At 41.9% G+C, this 24,306-nt stretch carries 23 protein-coding genes and 1 pseudogene; 11 read left to right on the top strand and 13 right to left on the bottom strand.

The features are described from left to right. Nucleotides 1-23: 23 nt before the first annotated feature. The 5 genes from lpxA to purC all read right to left on the bottom strand — a co-directional run bounded on the left by lpxA (nucleotide 24) and on the right by purC (nucleotide 6,050). Entirely contained in the window at nucleotides 24-836 is an 813-nt protein-coding gene (gene lpxA, locus ACKTT2_RS22630; RefSeq protein ID WP_407890691.1) for an acyl-ACP--UDP-N-acetylglucosamine O-acyltransferase, read from the bottom strand. A 231-nt stretch (nucleotides 837-1,067) separates the two neighbouring features. Further along, nucleotides 1,068-1,598: a 3-hydroxyacyl-ACP dehydratase FabZ gene (fabZ, locus tag ACKTT2_RS22625; RefSeq protein ID WP_407890690.1), complete on the bottom strand. Its 531-nt coding sequence runs from the start codon at nucleotides 1,596-1,598 to the stop codon at nucleotides 1,068-1,070. A gap of 92 nt (nucleotides 1,599-1,690) precedes the next feature. After that, a complete protein-coding gene (lpxC, locus tag ACKTT2_RS22620; RefSeq protein WP_407890716.1) occupies nucleotides 1,691-2,596 on the bottom strand; it encodes a UDP-3-O-acyl-N-acetylglucosamine deacetylase in 906 nt (301 codons plus the stop codon). Nucleotides 2,597-2,697: 101 nt separating this feature from the next. Continuing rightward, nucleotides 2,698-5,199: a BamA/TamA family outer membrane protein gene (locus ACKTT2_RS22615; protein ID WP_407890689.1), complete on the bottom strand. Its 2,502-nt coding sequence runs from the start codon at nucleotides 5,197-5,199 to the stop codon at nucleotides 2,698-2,700. Nucleotides 5,200-5,321: 122 nt separating this feature from the next. Beyond that, nucleotides 5,322-6,050 carry a phosphoribosylaminoimidazolesuccinocarboxamide synthase gene (gene purC / locus ACKTT2_RS22610; RefSeq protein ID WP_407890688.1) on the bottom strand — a complete coding sequence of 243 codons (729 nt, stop codon included), beginning with the start codon at nucleotides 6,048-6,050 and terminating at the stop codon, nucleotides 5,322-5,324. Nucleotides 6,051-6,444: 394 nt separating this feature from the next. On the opposite strand from purC, the gene ACKTT2_RS22605 reads away from it, so the two are divergent. Further along, nucleotides 6,445-6,699, top strand: a complete 255-nt coding sequence (locus ACKTT2_RS22605) for a DUF7219 family protein (protein WP_407890687.1) — start codon at nucleotides 6,445-6,447, stop codon at nucleotides 6,697-6,699. A gap of 116 nt (nucleotides 6,700-6,815) precedes the next feature. Here ACKTT2_RS22605 and ACKTT2_RS22600 read toward each other — a convergent pair whose 3' ends face one another. The 3 genes from ACKTT2_RS22600 to ACKTT2_RS22590 all read right to left on the bottom strand — a co-directional run bounded on the left by ACKTT2_RS22600 (nucleotide 6,816) and on the right by ACKTT2_RS22590 (nucleotide 11,994). After that, nucleotides 6,816-9,410 carry a GAF domain-containing protein gene (locus ACKTT2_RS22600; RefSeq protein WP_407890686.1) on the bottom strand — a complete coding sequence of 865 codons (2,595 nt, stop codon included), beginning with the start codon at nucleotides 9,408-9,410 and terminating at the stop codon, nucleotides 6,816-6,818. Next, nucleotides 9,407-10,519 (bottom strand): glycosyltransferase family 4 protein, encoded by a 1,113-nt coding sequence (locus ACKTT2_RS22595; protein WP_407890685.1) that lies wholly within the window; start codon nucleotides 10,517-10,519, stop codon nucleotides 9,407-9,409. The genes ACKTT2_RS22600 and ACKTT2_RS22595 overlap by 4 nt, the downstream gene beginning before the upstream one ends. A gap of 320 nt (nucleotides 10,520-10,839) precedes the next feature. Next, a complete protein-coding gene (locus ACKTT2_RS22590) occupies nucleotides 10,840-11,994 on the bottom strand; it encodes an NAD-dependent epimerase/dehydratase family protein (RefSeq protein ID WP_407890684.1) in 1,155 nt (384 codons plus the stop codon). A gap of 435 nt (nucleotides 11,995-12,429) precedes the next feature. On the opposite strand from ACKTT2_RS22590, the gene ACKTT2_RS22585 reads away from it, so the two are divergent. From ACKTT2_RS22585 to ACKTT2_RS22550, 8 genes are all read left to right on the top strand, one after another. Then, on the top strand, nucleotides 12,430-12,759 hold the full coding sequence (locus ACKTT2_RS22585; protein WP_407890683.1) for a slr0373 family blue light stress response protein: 330 nt from the start codon (nucleotides 12,430-12,432) through the stop codon (nucleotides 12,757-12,759). Nucleotides 12,760-12,862: 103 nt separating this feature from the next. Then, nucleotides 12,863-14,374: a stress-responsive protein Ycf46 gene (gene ycf46 / locus ACKTT2_RS22580; protein WP_407890682.1), complete on the top strand. Its 1,512-nt coding sequence runs from the start codon at nucleotides 12,863-12,865 to the stop codon at nucleotides 14,372-14,374. A 184-nt stretch (nucleotides 14,375-14,558) separates the two neighbouring features. Next, entirely contained in the window at nucleotides 14,559-14,909 is a 351-nt protein-coding gene (locus ACKTT2_RS22575; protein WP_038088622.1) for a DUF1257 domain-containing protein, read from the top strand. A 318-nt stretch (nucleotides 14,910-15,227) separates the two neighbouring features. Further along, nucleotides 15,228-16,175 (top strand): homoserine kinase, encoded by a 948-nt coding sequence (gene thrB / locus ACKTT2_RS22570; protein WP_407890681.1) that lies wholly within the window; start codon nucleotides 15,228-15,230, stop codon nucleotides 16,173-16,175. A 493-nt stretch (nucleotides 16,176-16,668) separates the two neighbouring features. Continuing rightward, complete coding sequence (locus tag ACKTT2_RS22565; RefSeq protein ID WP_407890715.1) at nucleotides 16,669-18,282, top strand: NAD(P)H-quinone oxidoreductase subunit 4; 1,614 nt, start codon at nucleotides 16,669-16,671, stop codon at nucleotides 18,280-18,282. A gap of 399 nt (nucleotides 18,283-18,681) precedes the next feature. After that, entirely contained in the window at nucleotides 18,682-19,269 is a 588-nt protein-coding gene (locus ACKTT2_RS22560) for a DNA cytosine methyltransferase (RefSeq protein ID WP_407890680.1), read from the top strand. After that, nucleotides 19,247-19,819 (top strand): DNA cytosine methyltransferase, encoded by a 573-nt coding sequence (locus ACKTT2_RS22555; RefSeq protein ID WP_407890679.1) that lies wholly within the window; start codon nucleotides 19,247-19,249, stop codon nucleotides 19,817-19,819. The genes ACKTT2_RS22560 and ACKTT2_RS22555 overlap by 23 nt, the downstream gene beginning before the upstream one ends. A gap of 99 nt (nucleotides 19,820-19,918) precedes the next feature. Then, nucleotides 19,919-20,074, top strand: a complete 156-nt coding sequence (locus ACKTT2_RS22550; protein ID WP_407890678.1) for a hypothetical protein — start codon at nucleotides 19,919-19,921, stop codon at nucleotides 20,072-20,074. 570 nt (nucleotides 20,075-20,644) lie between these two features. On the opposite strand, the gene ACKTT2_RS22545 is transcribed toward ACKTT2_RS22550, so the two are convergent. Next, nucleotides 20,645-20,866 carry a hypothetical protein gene (locus ACKTT2_RS22545; protein ID WP_407890677.1) on the bottom strand — a complete coding sequence of 74 codons (222 nt, stop codon included), beginning with the start codon at nucleotides 20,864-20,866 and terminating at the stop codon, nucleotides 20,645-20,647. A 156-nt stretch (nucleotides 20,867-21,022) separates the two neighbouring features. Between ACKTT2_RS22545 and ACKTT2_RS22540 the strand changes: the two are divergent. Next, nucleotides 21,023-21,161 (top strand): annotated as a pseudogene (locus ACKTT2_RS22540) (IS701 family transposase); the annotation flags it as partial. Between the two features lie 10 nt (nucleotides 21,162-21,171). Here the strand turns inward: ACKTT2_RS22540 and ACKTT2_RS22535 are convergent. Together ACKTT2_RS22535 and ACKTT2_RS22530 are read right to left on the bottom strand one after the other, a co-directional pair. Beyond that, nucleotides 21,172-21,354, bottom strand: a complete 183-nt coding sequence (locus ACKTT2_RS22535) for a type II toxin-antitoxin system HicB family antitoxin (protein ID WP_407890676.1) — start codon at nucleotides 21,352-21,354, stop codon at nucleotides 21,172-21,174. A 9-nt stretch (nucleotides 21,355-21,363) separates the two neighbouring features. Next, nucleotides 21,364-21,684 (bottom strand): PIN domain-containing protein, encoded by a 321-nt coding sequence (locus tag ACKTT2_RS22530; RefSeq protein ID WP_407890675.1) that lies wholly within the window; start codon nucleotides 21,682-21,684, stop codon nucleotides 21,364-21,366. 56 nt (nucleotides 21,685-21,740) lie between these two features. Here ACKTT2_RS22530 and ACKTT2_RS22525 point away from each other — a divergent pair, with 56 nt between their 5' ends. Further along, the gene (locus tag ACKTT2_RS22525; protein WP_407890674.1) at nucleotides 21,741-22,004 is read left to right on the top strand and encodes a type II toxin-antitoxin system VapC family toxin; all 264 of its coding nucleotides are present in this window, start codon (nucleotides 21,741-21,743) and stop codon (nucleotides 22,002-22,004) included. Nucleotides 22,005-22,251: 247 nt separating this feature from the next. On the opposite strand, the gene ACKTT2_RS22520 is transcribed toward ACKTT2_RS22525, so the two are convergent. Beyond that, nucleotides 22,252-23,376: a hypothetical protein gene (locus ACKTT2_RS22520; RefSeq protein ID WP_407890673.1), complete on the bottom strand. Its 1,125-nt coding sequence runs from the start codon at nucleotides 23,374-23,376 to the stop codon at nucleotides 22,252-22,254. Between the two features lie 17 nt (nucleotides 23,377-23,393). Further along, the gene (locus tag ACKTT2_RS22515) at nucleotides 23,394-24,305 is read right to left on the bottom strand and encodes a CHAT domain-containing protein (protein ID WP_407890672.1); all 912 of its coding nucleotides are present in this window, start codon (nucleotides 24,303-24,305) and stop codon (nucleotides 23,394-23,396) included. Nucleotide 24,306 lies beyond the last annotated feature (1 nt).

Below are 24,306 nucleotides of genomic sequence, written 5' to 3'. Positions count from 1 at the left end.
CGCCTATCCCCAATCCCTAGTCCCTAATCGCCAACATCTGCTTTCCCCTTACCTGGAACTAAGCCACGTCTTCCTGGCATTTGAGAAAGGAGGAGGAAGCGGCGCAAATGTTGTAGCTGTGGGGTTTCTCCAAGTTCTTCAAGCTGTTCTATGGCTTCTTTAAATGTCAACTCCGAACGGTAGAGAATGCGAAATGCTTTCTTAAGGATTTGGAATTCATTGAGATCCATTCCAGAGCGTTTCAGCCCTACAAGGTTGAGAGTGCGTATCCGCGCTGGATTTCCCTCCACTAACATATATGGAGGTACATCTCTATCAATACGTGCCATACCTCCAACCATTGCTAGACTTCCAATATGCACAAATTGATGAACTCCTAACACTCCACTGAGTCTCGCACGTGACTCTATATGAACGTGTCCTGCTAAGGCAACGGAGTTGGCAATTATTACAGAATCTTCAATAACACAGTTATGACCGACATGGACATAAGCCATGAGCAGGTTACCGTTACCAATGCGAGTTTCTTCGCCCGCACCAGTTGCTTTGTTAATTGTGACGTATTCTCTTATTGAGTTATCATTTCCTATTTTGACCCAGCTGTATTCGCCGGCATATTTTAAATCTTGAGGTTCCATGCCAATAACGGCACCCGGAAAAATTTGATTTCGCGCCCCAATTTCTAATGGTCCTTCTAATACGGCATGAGCGCCGATTACAGTTTCGGGACCAACTTTGACATGCCCTCCAATCACAGCATACGCACCGACTTGCACCGTGGGATGCAGTTCTGAATTAGGATGAATGACAGCAGTAGGATGAATTAGCGTTTTCAAGGGTGCTCTCCAGAAAAAGTCTTGAGTGCTGTGTCCAGACACGCATTAGCGCGTCTGCACGTAAGATTAGGTAGTTCGAGTGGTAGCTAAGGTGTGAGATTAGCTAGAGGAGAGTGTGAGGGCGTCAAAAGTTGAGTAGGATGCTGTTGTAGCTTATTTGTTTTATCGATATCCTTAATCTGGATTGAAGAAAGGCACGTCACGGTCGTACCTTCCCACAAAAACAAGCTTTTAGCTCGATAGGGAAAACATAAGTTCGCCTTCAGCAGCAAGCTGACCGTCAACTTCAGCACGCGCTTGCATCTTACCGAAACGACGCTGTTTTACCCACAACAGTTCCACTGTCATGACGAGTTGGTCTCCCGGTACAACTTGGCGGCGGAAGCGTACTTTATCTATGCCAGCAAATAAAAAAAGCCCACCTTCCATTTCTGGAAGCTGAGTGAGAACAACACCACCCACTTGTGCCATGGCTTCTACGATAAGCACTCCTGGCATAATGGGCTGTCCTGGGAAATGCCCTTGAAACTGGGGTTCGTTAAACGTGACGTTTTTTATCCCTATAGCTCTTTTTCCTGGAAGATAGTCGATAATTCGATCGACAAGGGCAAACGGATATCTGTGGGGTAGAAGTTTATGGATGTCTTCTACTGTAAAAATGACTTTGGAGTCAGTTTTATTTGCAGTGGAATCATCCGCTTGGTTATTAGATGCTGGTGTGGAAACATCAATGGTATTGGCTTGTTGGGTGACGGTTGTCATTGCTCCTGCTGTTGATTTTATATTTTGGTTATGTTAGTAGGTGCTAGATCTGACCCTCCCTTAAAAGATTTTGGATTGCTAATGGTTAGTGGTTAGTGGTTATTGGTTGTGAAACTACTAACTACTAACCCCAGCTCCAAAATTCTCTGTGCCAGTTGAATATGTAAATTATGGCTGGCTTTGTACGCTAAGACATGAGCACAAGGGAAGGTTCCTAGCAAACTCAAATCTCCTACTAAATCCAAGATTTTATGACGTACTGGCTCATTTGCAAATCTTAATGGCGGATTTACCCAACCTTCGGCTCCGCAAACGAGAGCATTATCTAAGCTTCCACCTTTTATTAAACCCGATTGTTGTAACTGTTCGATTTGATGTAGCAACCCAAAAGTTCGAGCTGGGGCAATTTCGGTTAAAAAACTTTCGGCAGAATTTGTGCGCTCTGCACCGGGCGCAGTAGCGAAGCGATCGCTCCCTAGCGACCAACTGTACCATTGATTCCCAATTGCTTTTACGTCAAAATCAATACCGTAACTAAACCGTGTTTCTACAGATGGTAAGGCGCAAACAAAAGCATCGCCCTGACGAACCCAAATTGGTTCCTCCAAAACGGGAAGAACTTTGTCCTCACCTGAAGGTTGTGACATTAAGCCAACAGATGCGATCGCAGTTGCCCACTCCTTTGCCGAACCATCCAAAAGTGGCACCTCCGAACCGTCAATTTCAATTCTGGCATTATCTACTCCCATAGTAGCAAGAGATGCTAGCAAATGTTCTACTGTACGTACATGAGCTTCACCCTTACCTAATTGCGTCGAGAGCACAGTTTGATTCACTACAGCGACTTGTGCTGGAATTATCGGAGTATCCGGCAAATCTACTCTCACAAAGTAGCGTCCGCTACCTGCTTCGGATGGTCGGATGCGAACATGGGTTGAGATACCGCTGTGCAGCCCTATTCCGGTTTGGTTAATTTCGCCTGCTAAAGTATGTTGCATTTTGTCATTTGTCATTAGTCATTGGTTATTCATCTTTCACAAACGACACTCGTACAAATGACAAACAACAAAGGACACTCGTACAAATGACCAATGACGCTTTAAAATCTTTCCCCAATACCAAAGTTGATCCGGCTATCTCCATCACTGTTAACACCATAGTCAATACGAATGGGTCCCAAAGGAGATTGCACTCGCACCCCGATACCATAGCCGATACCGCTACCATCTTTGTTTAACAACTCTGCCGATCTAGTACTAGTTCCCAAATCGCTACCAAAATCAAAAAATAAAGCTCCACTTACCACAGAGAACACGGGGAAGCGATATTCAGCTGATGCTTGGATGAAACTGCGTCCGCTACCCAAACCTCCTTCTTCATAACCACGTACAGAGTTACTACCACCAAGAGAAAAGGCTTCATAAGGCGGTAGATCGCCTAGTATTGTTCCTGCTTGAACGTTAAAAGCAAGAGTTTCGGGACCTTTCGTAAAGTTCGTAAACTCTACGGGTACGTATTTACTATAGCTACCGCGCAATCTTGTCAGGAAAATATTTCCCAATCCTATGGGTACAGATTGGTCAACACCAAAGCGTAGGAAAGAACCACTTGTGGGTTGTAAGGGATTATTTCTCAAGTCGCGTGCGACTCCTAATTGCAACAAAAGTAAATCGTCTTTCCCTTTTCCAGATTCGCTCAGGTCAACGAATTCATTGGTATTTTCAAGGCGTCCCAGTCTTATAGTATTTCCATCACCATCTTTGATGGTCACTCTCTGGTATTGCAAACCAGCTGAGGCTGTCCATTCCGATCTTTCAAATGGATTTCTAGATAAAGGACGGGTGAAGTTAATACCACCCCCAAAGCGTACAACGCGGGGGTTATCACCGTCTTCGTTAGGGTCATTGATGTTTCTAACAGTTTCAATATCGTTATCGTCTCCTTCAAAGATCAATGAAATCGATCTCCGCCGGAAAATATTGGCTGTGTAAGAAGTGCGGTAAGGGTCACCAGCGATCCAAGGATCTGTAAAGCGGAGGTCAAATAACAATTCTCTCTGTCCTACCTGAACCTCAGCACCCAGTTTTTGATTTCGTCCGTTTAAGTTTTGTTGCTGATAGCTTACAGTACCGAATAATCCACTAGCAGAACTGATACCAGCACCTGCTGCAATAGAACCGCTATTGCGTTCAACAACGTTCACCACTACATCCACTTTACTGGGGTCGGTACCGGGGTCTAGGGAAACATTTACATCTTCAAATAGTCCTAGCCCAAATACCCGTTGCAAGTCTCTTTGAACTGTGTTGCGGTTGAAAACAGTTCCGGGCTTTAACTGCAGTTCTCGCGTCACAATATATGGCTGTGTTCGCCCGCGAATTGGTTCTCCTTTATCGTTTGTCGTTTGACCTTCCTTATTGCGGAACTGAACTCGAATATCTTCTACCACACCCTCTGCAACTTGCAGGGTAACAACTCCGTTTTCAGAAACTTGAGGCGCACCAATAATGTTTGCTAGTGCATAACCTTGGTCTTGATAGCGTTTGGTTAGTTGTTTGATACCTTCCTGTAAATCGCGCAGGTTAAGAATTCTACCATATTGTTCTTTAAATATCGTATCTACAGTATTAGCTGGTAGTACGGAGGCAACATTTGTGCCGGGATTGGCTTGCAGTTGCACTTTAGTGAGGACGGGATTGGGTTGTACCACAAAACTTACCCGTACACCTAATGGGGTATCTTCTGGCACTGCTTGAACATTGGAGAAGAAACCCGTAGCAAAGACGGCGTTAATATCTTCTTGCAATTGTGTACGAGTTGTGGTTCTTCCTGGTTGGGTACGAATTGCTCTATAGATTTGGTCTTCCAACTCAGGCGCGATCGCTTGTCCTGCTTCAGAGCGAATCAACACTTCCGATACTAGCACTCGCGGTTCTGTTGGGGCTGGAGATTGTTCTGAAGGTGTTTGTTGTTGAGTTGGTGGAGGTGTTTGTTCAAATGTAGGTGGATTTGTATTACCCGGAGTTTGTTGTTGAGTTTCTGGGGCGGGCGTTTGTTGTTGAGTTTCTGGGATTGGTGTTTGTTGTTGAGTTTCTGGGGTTGGTGTTTGTTGTTGGGTTTCTGGGGTTGGTGTTTGTTGTTGAGTTTCTGGGGTTGGTGTTTGTTGTTGAGTTTCTGGGATTGGTATTTGTTGTTGAGTACCCGATGGCCGATCGTTAAAATTGGGGAGTTTTTGGTTATTTTGTACTGGTTCCTCAGTAGGCTGGTTTGTCTCCTGTGGTGTATTTGTACTAGGAGAGGATGGGGCTTGTTGCTGAGTACCAGTTGGTTGATTCTCAGAATTTGGAGTTTGTTGAAGGTTTTGTGCAGTTTTTGACGTTATGCCAGTTGGCACTATCACTTCTGGCTTTGTTACCGATCCAGACACAACTGCTGGGAAGACCCCAACAACGACTTGCTCTGGATCTGTTGTAGGTGCTGTAATCGCCGCTGTCTTTGGTTCTGTTTTTAAATCTTTAGCGGTTTGTGCATTCACACTCAGCGAACTGCCCAATGGGGCAGCGATCGCTACAACTGTAAATATAAAGGGGGATAAGCGCATTTTATTTAGATTCCTCTTCACGTCCACACACCATCACAAGGCAGTTATGCTTATATGCGACCAGTAAAAGTAAAAACTATATTTTTACTTTTGCCTTTCTAATTTATATGCCAAATTGCAACCTACTCCGCTTTCAGCACTCGTTGTAAAACCTCCTGATATGCATTCTCTATATTGCCCAAATCTTGACGAAAACGGTCTTTATCAAGAACTCGACCATTGGGATCGTCTCCGACGGAATTATCCCATAATCGACACGTGTCTGGGCTGATTTCATCTGCCAACAGCAACTGCTGTTTTGAGTTCAAACCAAACTCTAGTTTAAAATCTACTAAAGTAATGTCACATCTTCTAAAAAAGTTGATGAGAAAATTGTTGATTTGCAATGCTAGATGAGTAATACCATCTACTTGTTCCGGTGTGGCTAATTCTAACAGCAGTAGGCGATCGCGTGTTAGCAAAGGGTCTCCCAACGGATCGTTTTTGTAATAGAACTCTACCAACGGCTGTTTAAGTACGGTTCCTAACAGTAATCCTGTTTGTTGACAAAGACTTCCGGCTGCAATGTTCCTGACAACGACTTCGATAGGCAAAATCTTGACTGCCCTTACCCGCATCTGAGTCGGAGTTGGGTTGTCAATGTAGTGGGTTTTTATACCGTTTGCTTCCAGTTTTTGAAATATTTTGCTGGAAATGCTACAGTTGATTGCTCCCTTTCCTTGTATACTCCCACGTTTTTGAGCATTGAAAGCAGTCGCATCATCTTTAAAATCAGCTAGTAGAATATCAGGCTCATCTGTTGTATATAGGATTTTTGCTTTACCTTCGTATAATTTTGTTAGAGCAGACATGGCGTAAAGTATAGTGATAGGCGATGGGCAACTTTAATGCTTGTAGGCTAAACCATTTTATATCTAAAGAGAGTAAGTAGTCGGGAGTATCAGCCAGAATCAAATGTTGCACTCTTGTGCTTATCAAAAGTCTAGTGTTTGTTCATACTAAAACTTGTAATATCTTTTAATGGAGCAAAATGATAAAATATATAAACTAAGGTATATAAAGATACATTTTTGTAGGCATTTTCTAGTCAAGTTGAATAAGATCGTACATCAAGCATGAAGATGCAAACTATAGCTCAGACTCCACCGGATCGAGAGATACTCCCAATGGACTAGCTATATCCTCAAAGAAGTTGCAGATTTGACAAAGGTTGATAAAATTTGAATTTTAACAATGGAGAAAACAATGGTTAGCGACAAAGATAATTTTATTTATCCACGAGGGCGTTACTACGGTCAGGTAAAGCCAGAAAATTTGGTTTTTAACTCTAACCTACAAGAATTTGCTCAAAAAGTTAGTTATATTTGTAACTTAGAAACTGCAGGAAAAATACCTCCTGAAAATGCTTACGAGCAGGTTAAAGAACTTTGGCAAAGTTTGAAACGGTCAAAAAAAGAACTAGGGATAGGTGAAGAGCCTTTTAGTAACAGTGACCAGTAGTCAGTGACCAGTGACCAGTTATGTAGTTAGGTGGAAATAAGCTGAACTACACGACAAAATGTAAATCTGTTTAAACTCCTTACCAATGACGAATGACAAATGACAAATGACGATCCTCACTTGGAAGTCATTGTCCAAACACCATCCCATACATAACTGGGTGGATTGTTAAGATATTTACAAGCACGTTCTAGATGGATATTAACAGCTTGGTCTCTAGGTCGGATGTTTTGAGCAGATTTAAAAAAGTCAATTGCTTTTTGAAAATTGCGTTCTGTGTAAGCAGTACGTCCTTGATGGTAGAAGAATAAAAATTCTTGCGTATCAGCATCTAGAGTCAGACTACGATCGCCAATCAATTCATAAATCTTAACAGCTTGATGTTTTCCTTTGACTCTAATCCTATCCAATTCCCTCACCCAAATGCGATCGCTACACAATTGATAAGTAAATTCGCTTAAAACTATGTCGCAACCGTATTCCTTAGTCACTCCTTCAAGACGAGAACTCAAATTGACACTATCTCCAATTACGGTATAGTCCATTCGTTTTCGAGACCCAATGTTTCCTGAAACAACTTCGCCAGAACTGATTCCAATACCAATATGAATGAGGGGCTGAGCTTGGATGATACGTCGGCGGTTGAATTCAGCCAGTCTTTGCCGCATTTCCAACGCTGATTGTACAGCCCTCCATGCATGATTTTCTGTTAGTGGGAGGGGCGCACCAAACACTGCCATTAAAGCATCACCAATAAATTTATCTAATGTTCCTTCGTGATTAAAAACCGCTTCAACCATTGTTTCAAAGTACTGGTTTAAAAGGGATACGACTTCAGCTGCTCCTAAATTTTCTGTCAGCGTGGTGTAACCTCTAATATCAGAAAATAAAATGGTCGCCTCTTTCCGTTCCCCCACCATTAAAGCATCTTCCCCCACTGCCATCACCTGTTCTGCAACGCCCGGTGTCAGGTAACGGTACATCGTCGTTTTCATCCGTTTTTCCTGACTAATATCTTCTAGTACCACCAAACCCCCTCGAACTCCCCCTTCTGGATTGGTTAGGGGGTTGACTGTAAGATTGATACTTCGGTCAATTTTTTGAATTGATGACTCGTGAAGTAGGGATGAATGAGGTGTAAGAGGTTGGTTCCAGGGAATAAAAATTTGTGGGTTATGGCGATCGCGTATTGCTAAAATACAATCACCTGTTTCTTGTATGCACATAGTTGAATCTTCTTGTGCGGGTGCGGCGTATAAAGTATCCACAAATAACCCAACTGATAAACTTTGTTCTGGTACGTAATGTCTTGCGCCAAATTTCAGACTATCTTGCAGTCTAAATTGTAAATTATCAATAGGTACGACTTCCCAAACCAAACGACCTATCAAATGTTGTTCCCATTCATATTTAAGATTTTTCCCGTTCAGTTCCAACAAAGGACAGCCCAATAACTGTAGCGCAGCATCATTAATAGTGACAATTTTTCCTTCCATATCCGTAGAGATTACGGCATCAGAAAGGCTTTGCAAAATATCTTTTTGATACTGTTTTTCTAGCAATACATTTTCAAACAAGCGTGCATTTTCCAAAGCAATTCCTGCTTGAATATTAAAAGCTCGCATAAATTCTTCGTCAGAAGCAGTAAAGCTACCTTGCTGCTTATTAATTAATTGAGTCACACCAATGAGTTCGTTGGCAGAATTAAACACTGGCAAACATAAAATATTGCGAGTGACATAACCTGTTTTTCTGTCTGTACTTGGATCGAAACGAGGGTCTTTATAGGCATCGGGAATATTTAGCGCTTCTCCTGTAGATGCCACATAACCAGCAATACCCTTACTGGCAGATATGCGAATTTCGATTGTGGTTTTGCCATCAGCAGCAGCCACCTTAGTCCACAGTTCCCCCATTTCTTTACGATGTAAAAACAGCGTGCTGCGGTCTGCCTGCATTAAAATTCGGGCTTGTTCCATCACGATTTGTAAAGTCGCTTCCAAATCTAAACTTTGCCCTAGGGTTTGAGTTGCTCGTAAAAGGGCTGTTGCACCTCGTTGATTGCGGGCAGCGACATAAAAAGATTGACAGCTTTCTAAGATAATACCAATTGATGCAGCAAAATCTCGAAAGCGTTCTTCATCCTCTGTATCAAAAGGAATATCTCCTGCTTTGTTTGCCAGTTGTACAACCGCTACAATTTGATTTTTGCTGCTGAAGACAGGCATACATAAAATACTATGCATTTTGTAGCCCATTTGCTTTTCCAATTCTGGGCTAAAAAGGGGATGCGAATAAATTTCTACAATATTTAGACATTCCCCCGTACTAGCAACATGACCGGGGATTCCAACATTAATAGGCGTGCGAATTTCTAAAGGTTTGTTGATATTTTCTTGAGGCACTTTTGACCATAATTGCCCTTTGTCGCGATCGACAAGGAAAATTGTGGTATGCTGAGCTTGAAGAATTTGACCAATTTTCAGTGTAATTGCCTCTAGCACCTTTTCTAACATGGTTTCTAGAGCTTCGTTATTAATAAGTTCGATCGCTCTAAGAAACTGCTGAAATTCAGCTGTTATAAAATCTAGCAAGCAAACAAACTCGTTAACAGATAGGTCTTTGACACGGCGCAATAAGGCGTTTGTACGGTTAACTTGTGTGAGTTCTGTTAATGTAGCCAGGACGCTACCAGTATTGAGGAGTGTCATGGAATGGTTTGTTGATAGTAAGTTTGTAACTGACGTGTTGCAGCTGCCCAACCCCAACGTTCTGCCTCTTTGCGGGCATTTTGACGGATAGTCTCTCGTTCTTGTTTCTGTTCTAGAAGACGGATAGTGGCTGTAACAGCGCTTTGAACATCAGCTTCTGGTTCAAAAAGATAGCCGTTGACCCCATCTGTTACAATGTCTGGAATGCCACCCGAACGTGCAGCTACAACCGGACACCCTGCTGCCATAGCTTCGAGAAGGACTAATCCTAATGTTTCTGTACGGGAAGGAAAAATAAAGGCGTCAGCGCTTGCAAAAGCAGAAGCTAATTCTCTGCCAACAAGATAACCAACAAAATTTGTATTGGTTCCGGCGAAATATTTTTCTAATGTTTGACGATGAGGACCGTCTCCTACCAATGCTAACCGTGCTTCGGGTATAGCTTCTAGTATGGGTTTAATTCGCTCGATTTCCTTTTCAGCCGAAAGACGACCCACGTATAGTAATAATGGGCTTTCTGGATGATTTTGCGATAATCGCGATCGCATTTGTTGACATACGTTATCTGGATTAAATGATTCTGTATCCACTCCTCTTTGCCATAAATAAACCCTTTCGATCCCATGTGACGCTAATTCCTCCATCATTGCCGTAGAAGTACACAAATTCAAAGACGCTTGATTGTGAGCTGTTTTTAGCAATTCCCACAATAGCCCTTCTAACATTCCCAAACCGTAATGCTGAAGGTACTGTGGTAAGTGTGTATGGTAAGACGCAACCAGAGGAATGTTTAAGTATTTGCTATGGAATATACCAGCTAACCCCAAAACCGCCGGATTAACCACGTGAATTATGTCTGGCTTGAACTCCTCTAGAGTATGACCGATTGCTGGGCGAGGCAGTGCCATTTTTAACTCTGGGTAAAGTGGTAAGGGGAAACCTGAGACTCCATATACTCTAGCTCCTTTGTATTCGGTTATGCCACCATCAGGGGCAATAACTAGCACTTGGTTTCCATTACGCTGAAGATGATCGACGGTATGACGCAAGCGGGTTACGATGCCGTCTACCTTAGGCAGAAAGGTTTCAGTGAATAGAGCGATTCGCATATAAGATTATCTCAGTACTGTCTGGAAAATAGGGCATGGGGCATGGGAAATGAATTATTTGTTGTGAGGTTTTTCCGTGAATAACTGTCAACAAAACCCATGTCTAAAAGGATGAAGTATAAAAAATGAACGATAAAAGATGAAAAAGAACACAATTTGATTTTACGTACCAATTGTGTTACGAATAAACGCATAGCAATCTTAAATCATTTGTAAAAAATTTTAAGTACTGCTACAAACATTTATTTTCTCTGTTTTTCAATCGCTATAAACGTCAAATTTTATACTTCATTTTTGAGACTACATCCTTTCAGATTGCTCTAACTTCTTCGCCAAGAGACTTTAGGCAAAATTTGGTATTTATTAACTCGATTTTGGTACTTAATGGAGAAATTCAACAGAGAATCGAGTAAAGAGTCAGAAAGATAATGAGGTTGCAACCCAAGATCCAACAGTTTGGTGTTTTTAGCGTTGAAGTAATGCTCTTCTTTCTCGACTCTGGGATTTTCTAAGTTGTTAATTTCTACACTCAGTCCGAGTGCGTTACCAGCTTTCTTCACCATCATTGCTAAATCGCCAACGCTGAATAGTTCGGTGAACTGGTTGAAGACGCGGAATTCTCCTGGTTGTGCTGGATTGGCTACGGCAATTTCGATACACCGCACTGTATCTCGAATATCCAAGAATCCTCTGGTTTGACCGCCTTTGCCGTAAACTGTCAGGGGATGCCCGATGGCTGCTTGGATACAGAAGCGATTCAGCGCCGTCCCAAATACACCATCGTAATCCAAACGGTTAATCAACAGTTCATCCATGCCTGTTTCTTCTGTCAAAACCCCATAAACAACACCCTGATTTAGGTCTGTAGCTCTCAGTCCCCAAACCCGACACGCAAAATGGATGTTGTGGCTGTCGTGAACTTTACTCAAATGATACATTGAACCGGGTTGTTTGGGGTAGGGTAGAGTATCCTTTCTCCCGTTATGCTCGATTGTGATGAACCCTTCTTCGATATCGATGTTGGGTGTTCCATATTCTCCCATTGTCCCTAATTTGACTAAGTGACAGTCTGGGAAGTCTTCCCGCATCGCATACAACAAGTTTAAAGTCCCAACTACGTTATTGACTTGGGTAAAAACAGCGTGTTCGCGGTCAATCATTGAATAAGGCGCGGATCTTTGTTCGCCAAAATGCACGATCGCTTCTGGCTGAAATTTGTGCAACGCTTTACTCAAAAACTCGTAGTTAGTGATATCGCCAATAATCAGGTCAATAGATTTCCCTGTCAAATCGTGCCAGCGTTGAATTCGATGTTGAATTGGTGCGATTGGAGTTAGAGTTTCTACTCCCAGCTCGTTATCCCAATGCCGTCGCACTAAACTATCTAAAATACCAACTTCATAACCTCGATTTGAAAGGTAAAGTGCGGTTGCCCAACCGCAATAACCATCGCCACCAATAACCAGGACTTTCATTTTTACCAAGTTTTTACTCGCTGATAGCTAAATCTATCAGGTTTGTGACACCTGTAATCATGAAAGATTGGGGATTGGGGATTGGGGATTGGGGATTGGGTTGGGGAACTCGGGGTCCCCTCTGGGGATAAGGGGCAATGGCGATTGGGGAACTCGGGGTCCCCTCTGGGGATAAGGGGCAATGGCGATTGGGGAACTCGGGGTTCCCTCTGGGGATAAGGGGCAATGGCGATTGGGGATTGGGTATGGAGAATTGAATAGCTTTTCCCAATTCCTAGTCCCTAGTCTCCAGTCCCCAGTCCCCAGTCCCTAGTCCCCAGTCCCCAAATTAAGAAATATTACAAAAATGCCGTCAAAACGTCTTGGTGGGTTGACAAGCAGAAAGTCAGCCGATATCGTGAAATACATACCCGGGTAAGACCTCAAAACAGTAATATGCAAACTAAGCAAAAGGTTACTTTGTATTTGTCGCCGGAACTTCATAGGAAACTAAAAATTCGTTCGGCAGTTGACTCGGAACCGATGTCAGAGCTAGCAGAACGCGCACTGGGTTTCTATCTGGCACATTCAGAATTGGTGGAAGAAGCTTCCTATGGAAGGTCTCATAGAGTTTATTCCTGCCCAAGTTGTGAAAGTTCGTTAGTCATCCGTGACGGTGAACTGGCAGCCCTTGGTAAGCAGCCAGGAATAATTGGAGAACGTATTTCCATTGAAGAAATGGATGAAACGAATCAGAAAGGTGAGGAAGAATTGGTTCCTTGCTAGGTGGGAATTGTGAGTAGTAGAGATATTGTTCATAATTCTCTCCCCCTCAATTTTAAGTTGGCGATGTCTGTACTGTCTGTAAAGGTCTCAAGTAGGTCGAAGTATGAAAGAAGAGCTCAATATACTCATTCAAGCTCAATACCCTCTAATCTACCTTGTGACCTCCGAGGAAGAGCGGGCTGAGCAAGGAATTTCTAATATCGCTCAATCATCGAAGCCACAGCGAAAAGTTTATGTTTGGACAGTGACTCACGGCATCGTAGAGTACGGTCAGCCTAGAAATGTCACTCAGCACAATACAGTTTCTCCGGAAGCTGCAATTGAATGGATTATTCGGCAGAAAGAACCAAGTATATTTATTCTTAAAGATTTACACCCCTTTATAGATGCACCTGCGACGACAAGATCGCTAAGAGATGCGATCGCGAGTTTTAAAGGTACGCACAAAAATATTATTTTAATGTCTCCGATGCAGCAAGTTCCTATTGAGTTGGAGAAGGAAGTTGTTGTTCTTGACTTCCCGCTACCAGATATGGGAGACTTGAATAAGGTATTGACTCACCATATAGAACTGAATCGCGGGCGAAGGTTAACAACTGAAGCGAGAGAAAAACTTCTCAGAGCAGCTTTAGGGTTGACAAAAGATGAAGCAGAAAAAGTTTATCGTAAAGCCCAGGTAACCTCAGGGCGTTTGACGGAGGAAGAAGTCGATATAGTTTTATCTGAGAAAAAGCAACTCATTCGCCGAAATGGTATACTTGAGTACATAGAAGAAGATGAAACTATAGATGGTGTCGGAGGTTTGGAAGAACTGAAAAAATGGCTCAAGCAACGTTCAAACGCTTTTACAGAAAGAGCGCGAGAGTATGGGTTACCTCAACCTAAAGGAATGTTAATTTTGGGGGTTCCCGGTTGCGGTAAATCGTTGATAGCCAAAACAACCTCTCGACTTTGGGGTTTACCATTGTTACGGTTGGATATGGGACGTGTCTATGATGGTTCCATGGTAGGACGTTCGGAAGCCAACTTACGTAATGCCCTAAAAACAGCAGAGTCTATTTCCCCAGTCATCTTGTTTATTGATGAATTAGACAAATCCTTTGCCGGAAGTGCGGGGTCTTCTGATTCTGATGGTGGAACTTCTAGCCGGATATTTGGATCTTTCCTCACTTGGATGCAAGAGAAAAAGTCACCAGTGTTTGTAATGGCGACAGCTAACAGAGTTGAGCGCTTACCTGGAGAATTTTTGAGGAAGGGTCGCTTTGATGAAATTTTCTTTGTTGATTTGCCCACAAGTGAAGAGCGTCAGGATATATTTCAGATTCACTTGAATAAGCGCCGCAATGACATCTCCAGGTTTGACCTAGAACAACTTGCCAAGATGTCAGATGGCTTCTCTGGGGCAGAAATTGAACAGGCGATCGTAGCGGCAATGTACGAAGCTTTTGCCCAAGATCGCGAGTTCACTCAACTAGATATTATTGCAGCACTGAAGGCAACACTGCCGCTGTCTCGAACGATGCAAGAACAGGTAACAGCCCTAAGAGATTGGGCTAGACAGCGAGCAAGACCTGCTGCAGCCTCCGTAGCTGAATACCAGCGCATGGAGTTCTAAAAGCTTTCTCCTGCTACCACAGGGGGGAAAGGCTAGCACCAAAAGCTAGCAGTTTAAAAAAAAGGCAGTGCCTCAATAGGAGTTATCACCCCGTTACAGCTACTGCCAATCGCGTTCTGCCAAACGCGACTTTGCAAAAACAAACCGTTGTCTTTTCTCTACTTTCTCATTGGAGGAAACCCAAATGTCTCACTTTAGCACTCTGCGTACCAAAATCACTGATGCTGAAATCCTCAAGGCTTCCCTGCGCGACCTCGGCATCTCCGTGAAGACTGAAGCAGATGTTCGTGGTTACAACGGTCAGCGTGTTCGTGCTGACTTAGTTGCTGTTCTCGAAGGCGAATATGACCTCGGTTGGTCTCGTAACAGCGACGGCTCCTTTGATTTGATTGCAGACCTGTGGGGCGTTGCTAAGAAGCATAACCAAACCGAACTTATCAACTCTATCAACCAGAAGTATGCTGTTAACAAGACTCTGGCTGAAGTGAAGCAGCGCGGCTTGCAAAATGCCAACGTTAAGTTGGTATTGCAATAACCATTACTCTGCGCGTTTCCAAAGCTGCACGGGTTAACCAAGTCCCTTAAAAGGTTAGCCCGCTTTTTTTACCGGGCTGGAAGCGATAAATTCCAGTCCGCTAATTTTTTTCTGGGGCTTGTGACCTTAGATCGCCCTCTCTGAAATTAAACATAACAGAAATTTGGATCTTTTCACAAACTTTATAAATCAAGTTTTTATTTTTTTTAAGTTTTGTATCTATATTATACAGTGACCAGTGACCAGTGACCAGTGACCAGTGAGCAAATTAACCGTTTTCATGAGAAGCTGTTTGATTATTTGCTCTGAAGCATAAAAATGTCTGTAGTTTCTTGTGCCACTATTACTGTCCCCGCAACGACTGCTAATTTGGGACCGGGGTTTGATTGCATTGGTGCTGCTTTGACTCTGTACAACGAGTTTAAGTTTATTCGCCACTCTCAAGGGCGATGGGTCATAACTGTGACGGGTGCTGAAGCCGAACGGGTTGTGACTGATGAAAGTAATTTACTGTACCAAGCTTTTGTAAAATTTTACGAATCTATAGAGCAATCGCCACCCTTTGTGCAGATCGATATTTCCCTTGGCGTGCCATTAGCGAGAGGTTTGGGAAGTTCGGCAACAGCTATAGTTGGTGGGTTGATTGGTGCCAATGTATTGGCTGGTGAACCTCTGAGTCAGTCACAATTGCTGGAGTTGGCTATTACGTTGGAAGGACATCCGGATAATGTTGTGCCTGCGTTTTTAGGGGGATGTCGTTTGGCAGCAACGGGGGTAGAGAATGAATTGCTGAAAGAAAAAGAAAGTTTGTGGGAGATTTGTGAGATTCCCTGGAGTCAGGAGATTGTTCCTGTGGTAGCAATTCCAGATTTTGAGCTTTCAACGAAGGAAGCCCGACAGGTTTTGCCATCTGAGGTTAGTCGTGGAGATGCTATTTTTAATACGGCGCATCTCGGCTTGTTATTGCGGGGCTTGGAAACTGGGAGGGGTGATTGGTTGAGGGCTGGTTTGCAGGATAGGTTACACCAGCCTTATCGCAAGGGGTTAATTCGAGGTTATGATGCAGTGAATTCTGCTGCTACTGGGGCTGGTGCTTACGGGATGGTAATTAGTGGTGCGGGACCGACGCTTTTGGCTTTGACGGATAGGGTTCGTGCTGATGCTGTGGCTAAGGCTATGGCAGATGCTTGGTTAAAGGAGGGGGTGAAGGCGGAAGTGCGATCGCTTTGTCTTGACACTCAAGGAGCTAGATTAGTCATTGAGTAGGTTGGAGATTTTACTTTGTTTCTCAACTTCTTTGAGGATACTCACTCATCTCGTTCCCAGATGGAGCCTAAAGTGAGGAACTTGCTCGAAAAATATGCGTCTTCTGGACAAAAACCGGGTTGTTTGAACCACAGTATACAGTTTTGTTTCGTTTATCTGTTCCAGAAGAACATTTGCTTGATTTTTTGTCAACTGTATTACAAATCCATAAAAAAGTTCTCTTATGTACCTTTTTGCATAAGTAGATAAAACTTGGATAGCAAAACCTCTATCTCAAAACATATATATTATTAAATTTTGTAACGGTGGCAAGAGCTGCCGTTTTTTGTTGACGTAGTAAAACTTTACATTTAGAATGAACTTGATGAAAAAATAAGTATTTATTCCTATAAAATTTAAAGATTTTGTTTTGAATGGAAGAATAAGGTTTACAAAAGTAACGATTGCTTAATATAATGTAATTAAAAGCAAAAATAAAAACCGATTGTCAGTGATGAATGCTTTCGAGTTCCCTTGGCTAACAGCCATAATTACCTTGCCATTGGTGGCTACCGCAGCCATCCCCTTCATTCCAGATAAAGAGGGCAAAACAGTCCGTTGGTACGGTCTAGGAGTGGCACTTGCAGATTTTGCGTTGATGATTTATGCCTTTTGGCAGGATTACGATTTTCAAAGCTCAGCATTCCAGTTGGTTGAGAAGTATGCCTGGGTGCCTCAGTTGGGAATGAACTGGTCTGTAGCAGTCGATGGTTTGTCAATGCCTTTGTTACTGCTGACAGGTTTAATTAATACTCTTGCAATATTCGCGGCTTGGAAGGTAACCAAAAAGCCGCGATTATTTTATGCGTTGATGCTGGTCATGTACAGCGCTCAGATAGGGGTGTTTGTTGCCCAGGATCTGCTGTTGTTCTTCCTAATGTGGGAAATCGAGTTGGTACCAGTTTACCTGCTGATTTCTATTTGGGGAGGAGAAAAGCGCCGTTACGCAGCGACCAAATTTATTCTTTACACTGCTGCTGCATCTATCTTTATCCTGGTAGCAGGTTTTGCAATGGCATTCTCTGGAGACACTGTCACCTTCGACATGGCAACTCTGGGAATGAAAGAATATTCAAAAACATTAGAGTTACTCGTCTACGCTTGCTTCCTAATTGCCTTTGGCGTCAAACTGCCAATTTTCCCCCTACATACCTGGCTTCCCGATGCTCATGGTGAAGCATCTGCACCTGGTTCAATGATTCTTGCTGGTGTGTTGTTAAAGATGGGTGGATATGCCCTCATCCGTATCAACATGGAAATGTTGAGCAACGCTCATGTAGTGTTTGCCCCAGTCCTAGCGATTTTGGGTGTAGTGAACATCATCTACGGTGCTTGTTGTGCTTTTGCTCAGAACAACCTCAAGCGTCGCTTGGCTTACTCTTCAATTGCTCATATGGGATTCGTTCTGATTGGTATTGCCTCTTATTCAGAAATGGGTATCAGTGGTGCAATGCTGCAGATGGTTTCTCACGGTTTGATTGCTGCTAGCTTGTTCTTCCTCTCCGGTGTGACTTACGAGCGGACTCACACATTGATGATGGATAAGATGGGTGGTATGGCAAAAGTTATGCCTAAAACCTTTGCTCTTTTCACAGCAGGCGCGATGGCTTCTCTAGCGCTACCTGGAATGAGCGGTTTCGTAGGTGAGTTGATGGTTTTCCTAGGACTTGCTACAAGCGATGTTTACAGTTCCAGCTTTAAAGTAGTTGTTGTACTTCTCTCGGCTGTTGGTATTATCTTGACTCCGATTTACTTATTGTCCATGTTACGCGCAGTGTTCTACGGCAAGCAAAGTCAAGAATTGGTTCTGGATGCTGTGGTACAAGATGTTAAACCTCGCGAACTGTTGATCGCTGCTTGCTTGTTAATTCCCATCATCGGTATTGGCTTGTATCCTAAGTTAGCAACACAAGCTTATGATGTGAAAACAGTGGCAGTCGCAATGCATGCCCGTCAAGTTCTACCTGTTGTTGCCGAACAACAACCAACAAGCTTATATTCTCAAATTTTTACTGCCCCAACAGTGGCTGATTCCGAAGTTTCAGGTTTGGTTAATATTGCTGAGTAATTATTTGTTCCCAGAGGCTGGTGCTATTAATTCATAAGAGAAAAATAAGGTGGGGGTGATGAGTGCAAGTTGTGCGATACGGCAGTATAGCCGTTAAGCCGAAGGCTTATCGCTCCCACTACTATTATTTATAGGTATTTTATCTTGTGGGACGGGCATCCTTGCCCGTTCTTTATTAATGGTGGTTACGTTTTTTTAGCCCAAGCGATGTTCGTAATCGCGGCTATACAAACGAAGTCCGCTGGCGCGGACTAAGTTTTCAGGGGGAGAAATGTTCAAAGTCCCCCAATTTATCGGGGGATTTAGGGGGATCTCAATGTGTTGCTTGAATAAAGAGAATTGGTATGAGCCATCTTTATCTATTAAAGTGATTATTCTATGGCAAGGGATAAGCACAATATGGTTGAAAATTTGCGACCCCAACAAAATAGATCGCGAACTGCTTTATCACTCTTTTCTGGTGCTGGTGGCTTAGATTTAGGTCTCATGCAAGCAGGTTTTGATATCCTTGCTTGCATTGAGATCGATCCACATTGCTGTCATACTTCACGTGCAAGTGCAAACCGCGATGGGCGAAGCACTCGTGTGATTGAAGACGATATCCGTAATGTCGAGCCAACGCAATTGATGGGGGAACTACTTCTATTACCGGGTAAACTTGATTTATTATGTGGTGGTAGCCCCTGTCAGTCATTTTCACAAATCGGCAAACGTGGTTGTTTGGAAGACGAGAGGGGAACATTACTGTTTGAGTTTGTGCGTTTTGCACAAGTGTTGCAACCCAAGGTAATTTTAATCGAGCAAGTCAAAGGGCTTCTGAATGCACCAGATAGGAACGGTAAAATTGGTGGCGTCTACGAATTGCTTCAAATGCAGCTCCAAGAACTTGGTTACGAGCTGAAGATGAAGGTTATTCGAGCCGTAGAATATGGTGTAGCGCAGATGCGTGAAAGGGTATTTATAGTTGCCAAAGGATGGAGGCTTTGAGTTTCCTCCTCCCACACATAGCGATCCCTCAAAACCTACTCTCTCTATTTCTCCATTGCTACCTTATGTTAGTGTTGGAGAGGTGCTAAGGGGGCTTGGTGAACCAATACCGTGTAGAGATGACCAACTGAATGATAACCATGTTGATATTACACCGATTGGCGATCGCAAGCGCATTCACGGTGTCCCCGAAGGTTCACATCTAGCAAAGGAACTACACCTTCCTGTTGAGCAAAGGTGCAAATTGACTAAGAAAGACACCACAAAATTCCGCCGTTTGTCTAGGACGGAACCTTCCATCACTTTACGATGTGGAGAGATATTTTTTCATCCAACTGAAGACCGCTATTTGACTCCTCGCGAGTATATGCGTATTCATGGGTATCGCGATCGTTACCTTTTAAAAGAACCAATTCGCGGTCGTTCTGGTAGAGTGCGTTACTTGGATCAACATCGCCAAGTTGCTAACTCGGTTCCGCCACCCGTTGCTTGTGCAATAGGTAGAGCAATTCAGCAAGCATTGGATAACTACTTCGTAACATTGAATTAACGACGCGATTGCGAACACATACCATAACTAACAATCCACATCACGAACATTCATTTGGTGGTAATGCACTATGAAGTTTCTGAAGATGGAAAGCGAAAGATGGCTTTCAAAACAACTATAGACGGTGAAGCAGGTATAGATTTTGAAGGTAATAACACCTTCACTGATATACTACTACCCAAAGCTGCTCCAAACAAGATTGAACTGTTAAAAGCGATTTTACGCCGAAAATTAGATGCGATTGTCCATTTGTAAATTATTGACCAATTAATTGAATCAATGCTCACACCCTTAATAGCAAATTCTCCAGATACGTCTTTGTTTACTTGGCAATTTCCCAAAATGTATATGTTGAGTTACTAAGAGTTAATTCTGGAAATTGTTATGTTGTTGTAATTCTTTTAATTAACTCATTTACTTGGTTGCTTAAAATCGCACTTTTCTTTGTCGTTAATACTTTATCAAATACTCCAAGTTCTTTATAAATTTTTATTTTCTCCTGCCAGTTTTTGTTATATTGGTCATTATCTAAAAGTCCTAAATGTTCCCAATACCAAACCTTGCCATTATGTCTTATTGTAAAATCAGGCTTCTTCCATTGATTTCGACCGTAAAAAAGTTCTTCTTCATATTGAAAGTCAATATTTGAACCTTTACTTGTTTATTTTGTAATGTTTTTCTGATAATTGGAATTTGATTTTTTAAAACTGTATTTTTAAAGGAATTTACATCATATTTGTATTCTTCGAGTGATTCTAAGTCAAGGATGTCTTGATAAAATTTGCGTTCTTTTTCATAGTCCTTAATTAATTCTTTCAAAAGCCTTTATAGAATTTTTTTTGTGTCTTTCGGCTTGCTTTTTGGCTTGGAGGTAGAACCAAATTTTACAGCAAGCTTTTCAATTTCACTTTCTGGTATTGAGTGTCCACCTTCCGTATCAACATATTGTTGGAAGTAAGTCGGAAGAACCTGTTTCATTTCATCCCATACCTTTTCAATATGGTCTTGCTCGTAACATATTTCTTCAATATCGTTGGGATAATACATATTCTGAATTTTGCCTATAAACCCGTATTCTCAGTTTTCCCACAAACTGAGTAAAGATAACACTTCCTGTAAAGGTTACGTCAGCGAGCTTATCCCTGTTTTGTTACTCTCGTAGTAGTATAATAGCGTACAAAGGCTATAACGCAGACACAGAGCATGGTAGAGCCTCGTTCACACTCACCAATAGCCAAATTTGTGGACGAATATTGTCAGTGGTGTAAACTACCTGTTTTCAGATTTAAGGAGCTTCGAGGCTTTGAAGTATCTTCATGTGAGATGCATCTTTGATATAAAGTGATATTAGGTTAAGGAATAAACTTACTTTCAGCTGTTGCTGATTCCAACCAAGCAGCTTTAGCAATCATGACTTCATGTAAAGCTTCTTCTTGTGTAGCACCCCAAGCAGAACAAAATTTTAGATCGGGGATATCAGCAATGTAGCCTTCATCTTCTTCACTGTAGAAAATGTTAATGTGGTAGTCTTTCATGTTTCATTTTTATAGCCAATTTTCTAAATTTAACCCTTCAACCATCATCAAATCGGAATCATTGGAAACTAAAACTAAACCACGTGTAATTGTAGTTGCAGCTATTAAGACATCAGCATCTTGTATTGGTCTACCTTTAATTTTTAAATCGGCATGAATTTTACAGGCTTGTTCGATAATCACTATATCATCTAAAAATAAAAATTCATAATCGGTACAAAACTGATGAAAATCAGCTAATTGTCTAGTAGCATTTATAGATAATAAACCTCTTTTAACTTCATAATATGTGATACAACTTAGGAAAACTTGATTGCCACTTCGAGTCACCTGTTTTAACTTATTGTCTGCAGTGGCAGATTGCCGATCGCTACATTAATGAGGCCTTGCAAGCTAATGAACCTTGCTTGATTAACAATATTGTTTTGTGTGAAGTGGTTTGGGTTTTGCGAACCAGTTATAAACTAAGTCGAGAAAAACTCATTGACACGCTGGAGAAGATTTTAAGAGCTAATATTTTTGTGTTTGAGAATCGAGAAGCTATAGAATGGGCGCTCGGGCAAATGAAATCTGGTAAGGCAGATTTTTCCGACTACCTAATTACCCGACTCAACCAACTAGCACCGATGCCAGGAAACCGCATCTTTTGATACTAAATTGAGTCAGTTAGAAGGAATCAAATTGCTCTGAAGTAAGCCATCAAATACGGCTCTTATCAATTTCAGTACGGGAGAACAGTCGCCCCACTGTTTCTACCTATTGAAAATAAAATACGATCGCAAACCAAAAAGTCTATCCTCTCAGATTTTGATTCAGAGAAGCTTAGCATGCTCTGAGTGTGTTTGTGTGAATGGTTTGTATACAATCGATTATACCCTTTCATGCAGCAGTATTAAACTACTGCTTACGAATTTTCCATTTTGTACCTGTATGGTCTCCTGTGTTAGGAGCTAAATTAACAGTGCCGTCCTGTGTTACACCATTTAACCATTTTGATTGTCCCTGATTATCTAAGGCAACTATTCCATTACCTATTATATTGACTACCCATTTTGTGCCTGTATAACCTTCTTTGTTAGGAGCTAAACTAACAGAGTTGTTGTGCATTACACCATCTAACCATTTTGAACCATTAATTTTTCCCTGATTTTCTAAGGCAACTACTCCATCATTAATGACGTGTACCTTCCATTTAGTGTGAGTATCAATATTAGAAGCTAAGCTTACATTATTATTTTTTATGGTAGAATCTAAAAATTTATAATCAGTTTTCTCTTCTCCTAAAGATTGTAATGAAATAACATTACCTTCTTGTAGAAGTGAAGAAGTTTTGGTAATCGAATCACGAATTGAATTTAATGGTAATACTTCTTGTTCTAAGAAATTAGCATACCACTTCTGCTCATAATTTGTAGGTTTTCGTCCAAGTACTTCTTGATAAATACTGATGATTTGCTGATTTACATCTTTGCTGTTAGCGGTTGAACTAAGGTTTGGGGTTTGACTTTCAGGTTGCTCGGAAGTATGCGAATTATTAAACGAGTTGCTATTCTGATTGTACAAGCTAAACCCTGCTAATCCAATTAGAAACACTACACTACCTATAACTAATTTGTTTTTAGCAAATTGAATAAAGGGATTAACGTTGGCTCTAGAATCAGGAATAGACGAGAGAAGAACTGGCTGTTTATTATTAGTGTCATTCTGACTTAACTTTTGCTCGCAATTGAGTTTAGCTGCAATTTCAGCTAAAAGATTCGCATATTTTCCGTTGTGAAAAACCGGAAATAGTTCCTTACAACAAAGCTTGCAAAGAGCTTCTTGTTCGCCTATTTCATTTAAATACTTAATGAGGAGTAGAAAAAAGTCCGAATCCGAAGAATCTCTAATAAATGAAAGTCGCTTGGGGTCGATTCCAATGCTAATACATAGTGCTTCTCGTGTTCTTGATTGTTGGCTACGAAGTAAAAGATTTATTAATGTGTCTATATCAGTTTCCTCTAAAAAGAATTGAGTTGACATACTTTTTACTCCTCCCACTAGTTACAATTGAGTTTTGATTTAACATTTTTTAAATCAGTCGAGTACTTCCCTCTTTTAAAAACAACTTCAAGTTCGGAGCAGATTTTACAAAGTGCTTGTTTGTCACCTATACTATGCAAATAGCTAATTAGTTCTAAGGCAAAGTCTGTATCGGTAGATTGCCTTAAAAATCCAAGTTGATTGTGTTCAATTCCAATTTTTATACAAAGAGCTTTTCGTGCCGAATATTCTGCACGTCCACTACGTATTAAGAGTTCTGTAAGTACTTCTCTGTCAGAGTCGTTTAGTTCTCGATCTAATTCAGACCCTAGTTCATTGAGAACTGGAGGTTGGTCTTTAGATCCATTCAAAGGCTTCTTCTTTAGAGTTGGGGTTAGTTGCTCTGGAATACCTGCTAACCTAATTGCAGCACAACCAAAATTGTAGGCAAATTCAACAGGCTTTCCTGCTCCTATAGCATCATAAAAGCCCACAGCGAATTCAATTCCAGCTTTATCTCCGATCTCCCTGCTCATACCAATTACATAGTTAATGTGAGTTGCGATCGCGTTTGCCTGTACCTCTGAGTAACAGCCATTAAGAACAACACACTCAATCTGAGAAGCAAATAGCCCAAACAATCCCGCTAGAGCTTCTCCATCAACTAGCTTTGCGGAACCTGTTTCGTCTTCAAATACCAGACCTTCATCTCCCGTCCCATGCCCAGAAAAATGAATAATAGAAGGATTAAGATCCAGCATGGCTCGCTGAATATCTCTCGGTTGCACTGCCCACTTCTGCTCTAAGACAAACCGATCGCGATGCAACGCTCGCTTAAGTCCAGCAGCGATTTCACGCACCTCCTCATCCAAACGCAACTGTGTTGTGCCTTTAGGATTTGCTGCTAAAATCAAGATTTTTTGCTGCATA

The sequence above is a fragment of the Scytonema hankhaensis NUACC26 genome, assembly GCF_045865695.1.
GTDB lineage: Bacteria > Cyanobacteriota > Cyanobacteriia > Cyanobacteriales > Nostocaceae > Scytonema.
The sequence above is the reverse complement of the archived record's forward strand: the minus strand, read 5'-3'. Positions and strand labels throughout refer to the sequence as shown.

Excerpts from the sequence above, each read along its gene's own strand:
- ACKTT2_RS22550 (WP_407890678.1), top strand. The coding sequence starts at position 19,919 with ATGGCTTTCAAAACAACTATAGACGGTGAAGCAGGTATAGATTTTGAA.
- ACKTT2_RS22575 (WP_038088622.1), top strand. The coding sequence starts at position 14,559 with ATGTCTCACTTTAGCACTCTGCGTACCAAAATCACTGATGCTGAAATC.
- lpxC (WP_407890716.1), bottom strand. The coding sequence starts at position 2,596 with ATGCAACATACTTTAGCAGGCGAAATTAACCAAACCGGAATAGGGCTG.
- ACKTT2_RS22565 (WP_407890715.1), top strand. The coding sequence starts at position 16,669 with ATGAATGCTTTCGAGTTCCCTTGGCTAACAGCCATAATTACCTTGCCA.
- ACKTT2_RS22585 (WP_407890683.1), top strand. The coding sequence starts at position 12,430 with ATGCAAACTAAGCAAAAGGTTACTTTGTATTTGTCGCCGGAACTTCAT.
- ACKTT2_RS22535 (WP_407890676.1), bottom strand. The coding sequence starts at position 21,354 with ATGAAAGACTACCACATTAACATTTTCTACAGTGAAGAAGATGAAGGC.
- ACKTT2_RS22520 (WP_407890673.1), bottom strand. The coding sequence starts at position 23,376 with ATGTCAACTCAATTCTTTTTAGAGGAAACTGATATAGACACATTAATA.
- ycf46 (WP_407890682.1), top strand. The coding sequence starts at position 12,863 with ATGAAAGAAGAGCTCAATATACTCATTCAAGCTCAATACCCTCTAATC.
- thrB (WP_407890681.1), top strand. The coding sequence starts at position 15,228 with ATGTCTGTAGTTTCTTGTGCCACTATTACTGTCCCCGCAACGACTGCT.
- ACKTT2_RS22590 (WP_407890684.1), bottom strand. The coding sequence starts at position 11,994 with ATGAAAGTCCTGGTTATTGGTGGCGATGGTTATTGCGGTTGGGCAACC.
- ACKTT2_RS22560 (WP_407890680.1), top strand. The coding sequence starts at position 18,682 with ATGGTTGAAAATTTGCGACCCCAACAAAATAGATCGCGAACTGCTTTA.
- ACKTT2_RS22615 (WP_407890689.1), bottom strand. The coding sequence starts at position 5,199 with ATGCGCTTATCCCCCTTTATATTTACAGTTGTAGCGATCGCTGCCCCA.
- purC (WP_407890688.1), bottom strand. The coding sequence starts at position 6,050 with ATGTCTGCTCTAACAAAATTATACGAAGGTAAAGCAAAAATCCTATAT.
- ACKTT2_RS22545 (WP_407890677.1), bottom strand. The coding sequence starts at position 20,866 with ATGTATTATCCCAACGATATTGAAGAAATATGTTACGAGCAAGACCAT.
- ACKTT2_RS22600 (WP_407890686.1), bottom strand. The coding sequence starts at position 9,410 with ATGACACTCCTCAATACTGGTAGCGTCCTGGCTACATTAACAGAACTC.
- ACKTT2_RS22595 (WP_407890685.1), bottom strand. The coding sequence starts at position 10,519 with ATGCGAATCGCTCTATTCACTGAAACCTTTCTGCCTAAGGTAGACGGC.
- ACKTT2_RS22605 (WP_407890687.1), top strand. The coding sequence starts at position 6,445 with ATGGTTAGCGACAAAGATAATTTTATTTATCCACGAGGGCGTTACTAC.
- fabZ (WP_407890690.1), bottom strand. The coding sequence starts at position 1,598 with ATGACAACCGTCACCCAACAAGCCAATACCATTGATGTTTCCACACCA.
- ACKTT2_RS22515 (WP_407890672.1), bottom strand. The coding sequence starts at position 24,305 with ATGCAGCAAAAAATCTTGATTTTAGCAGCAAATCCTAAAGGCACAACA.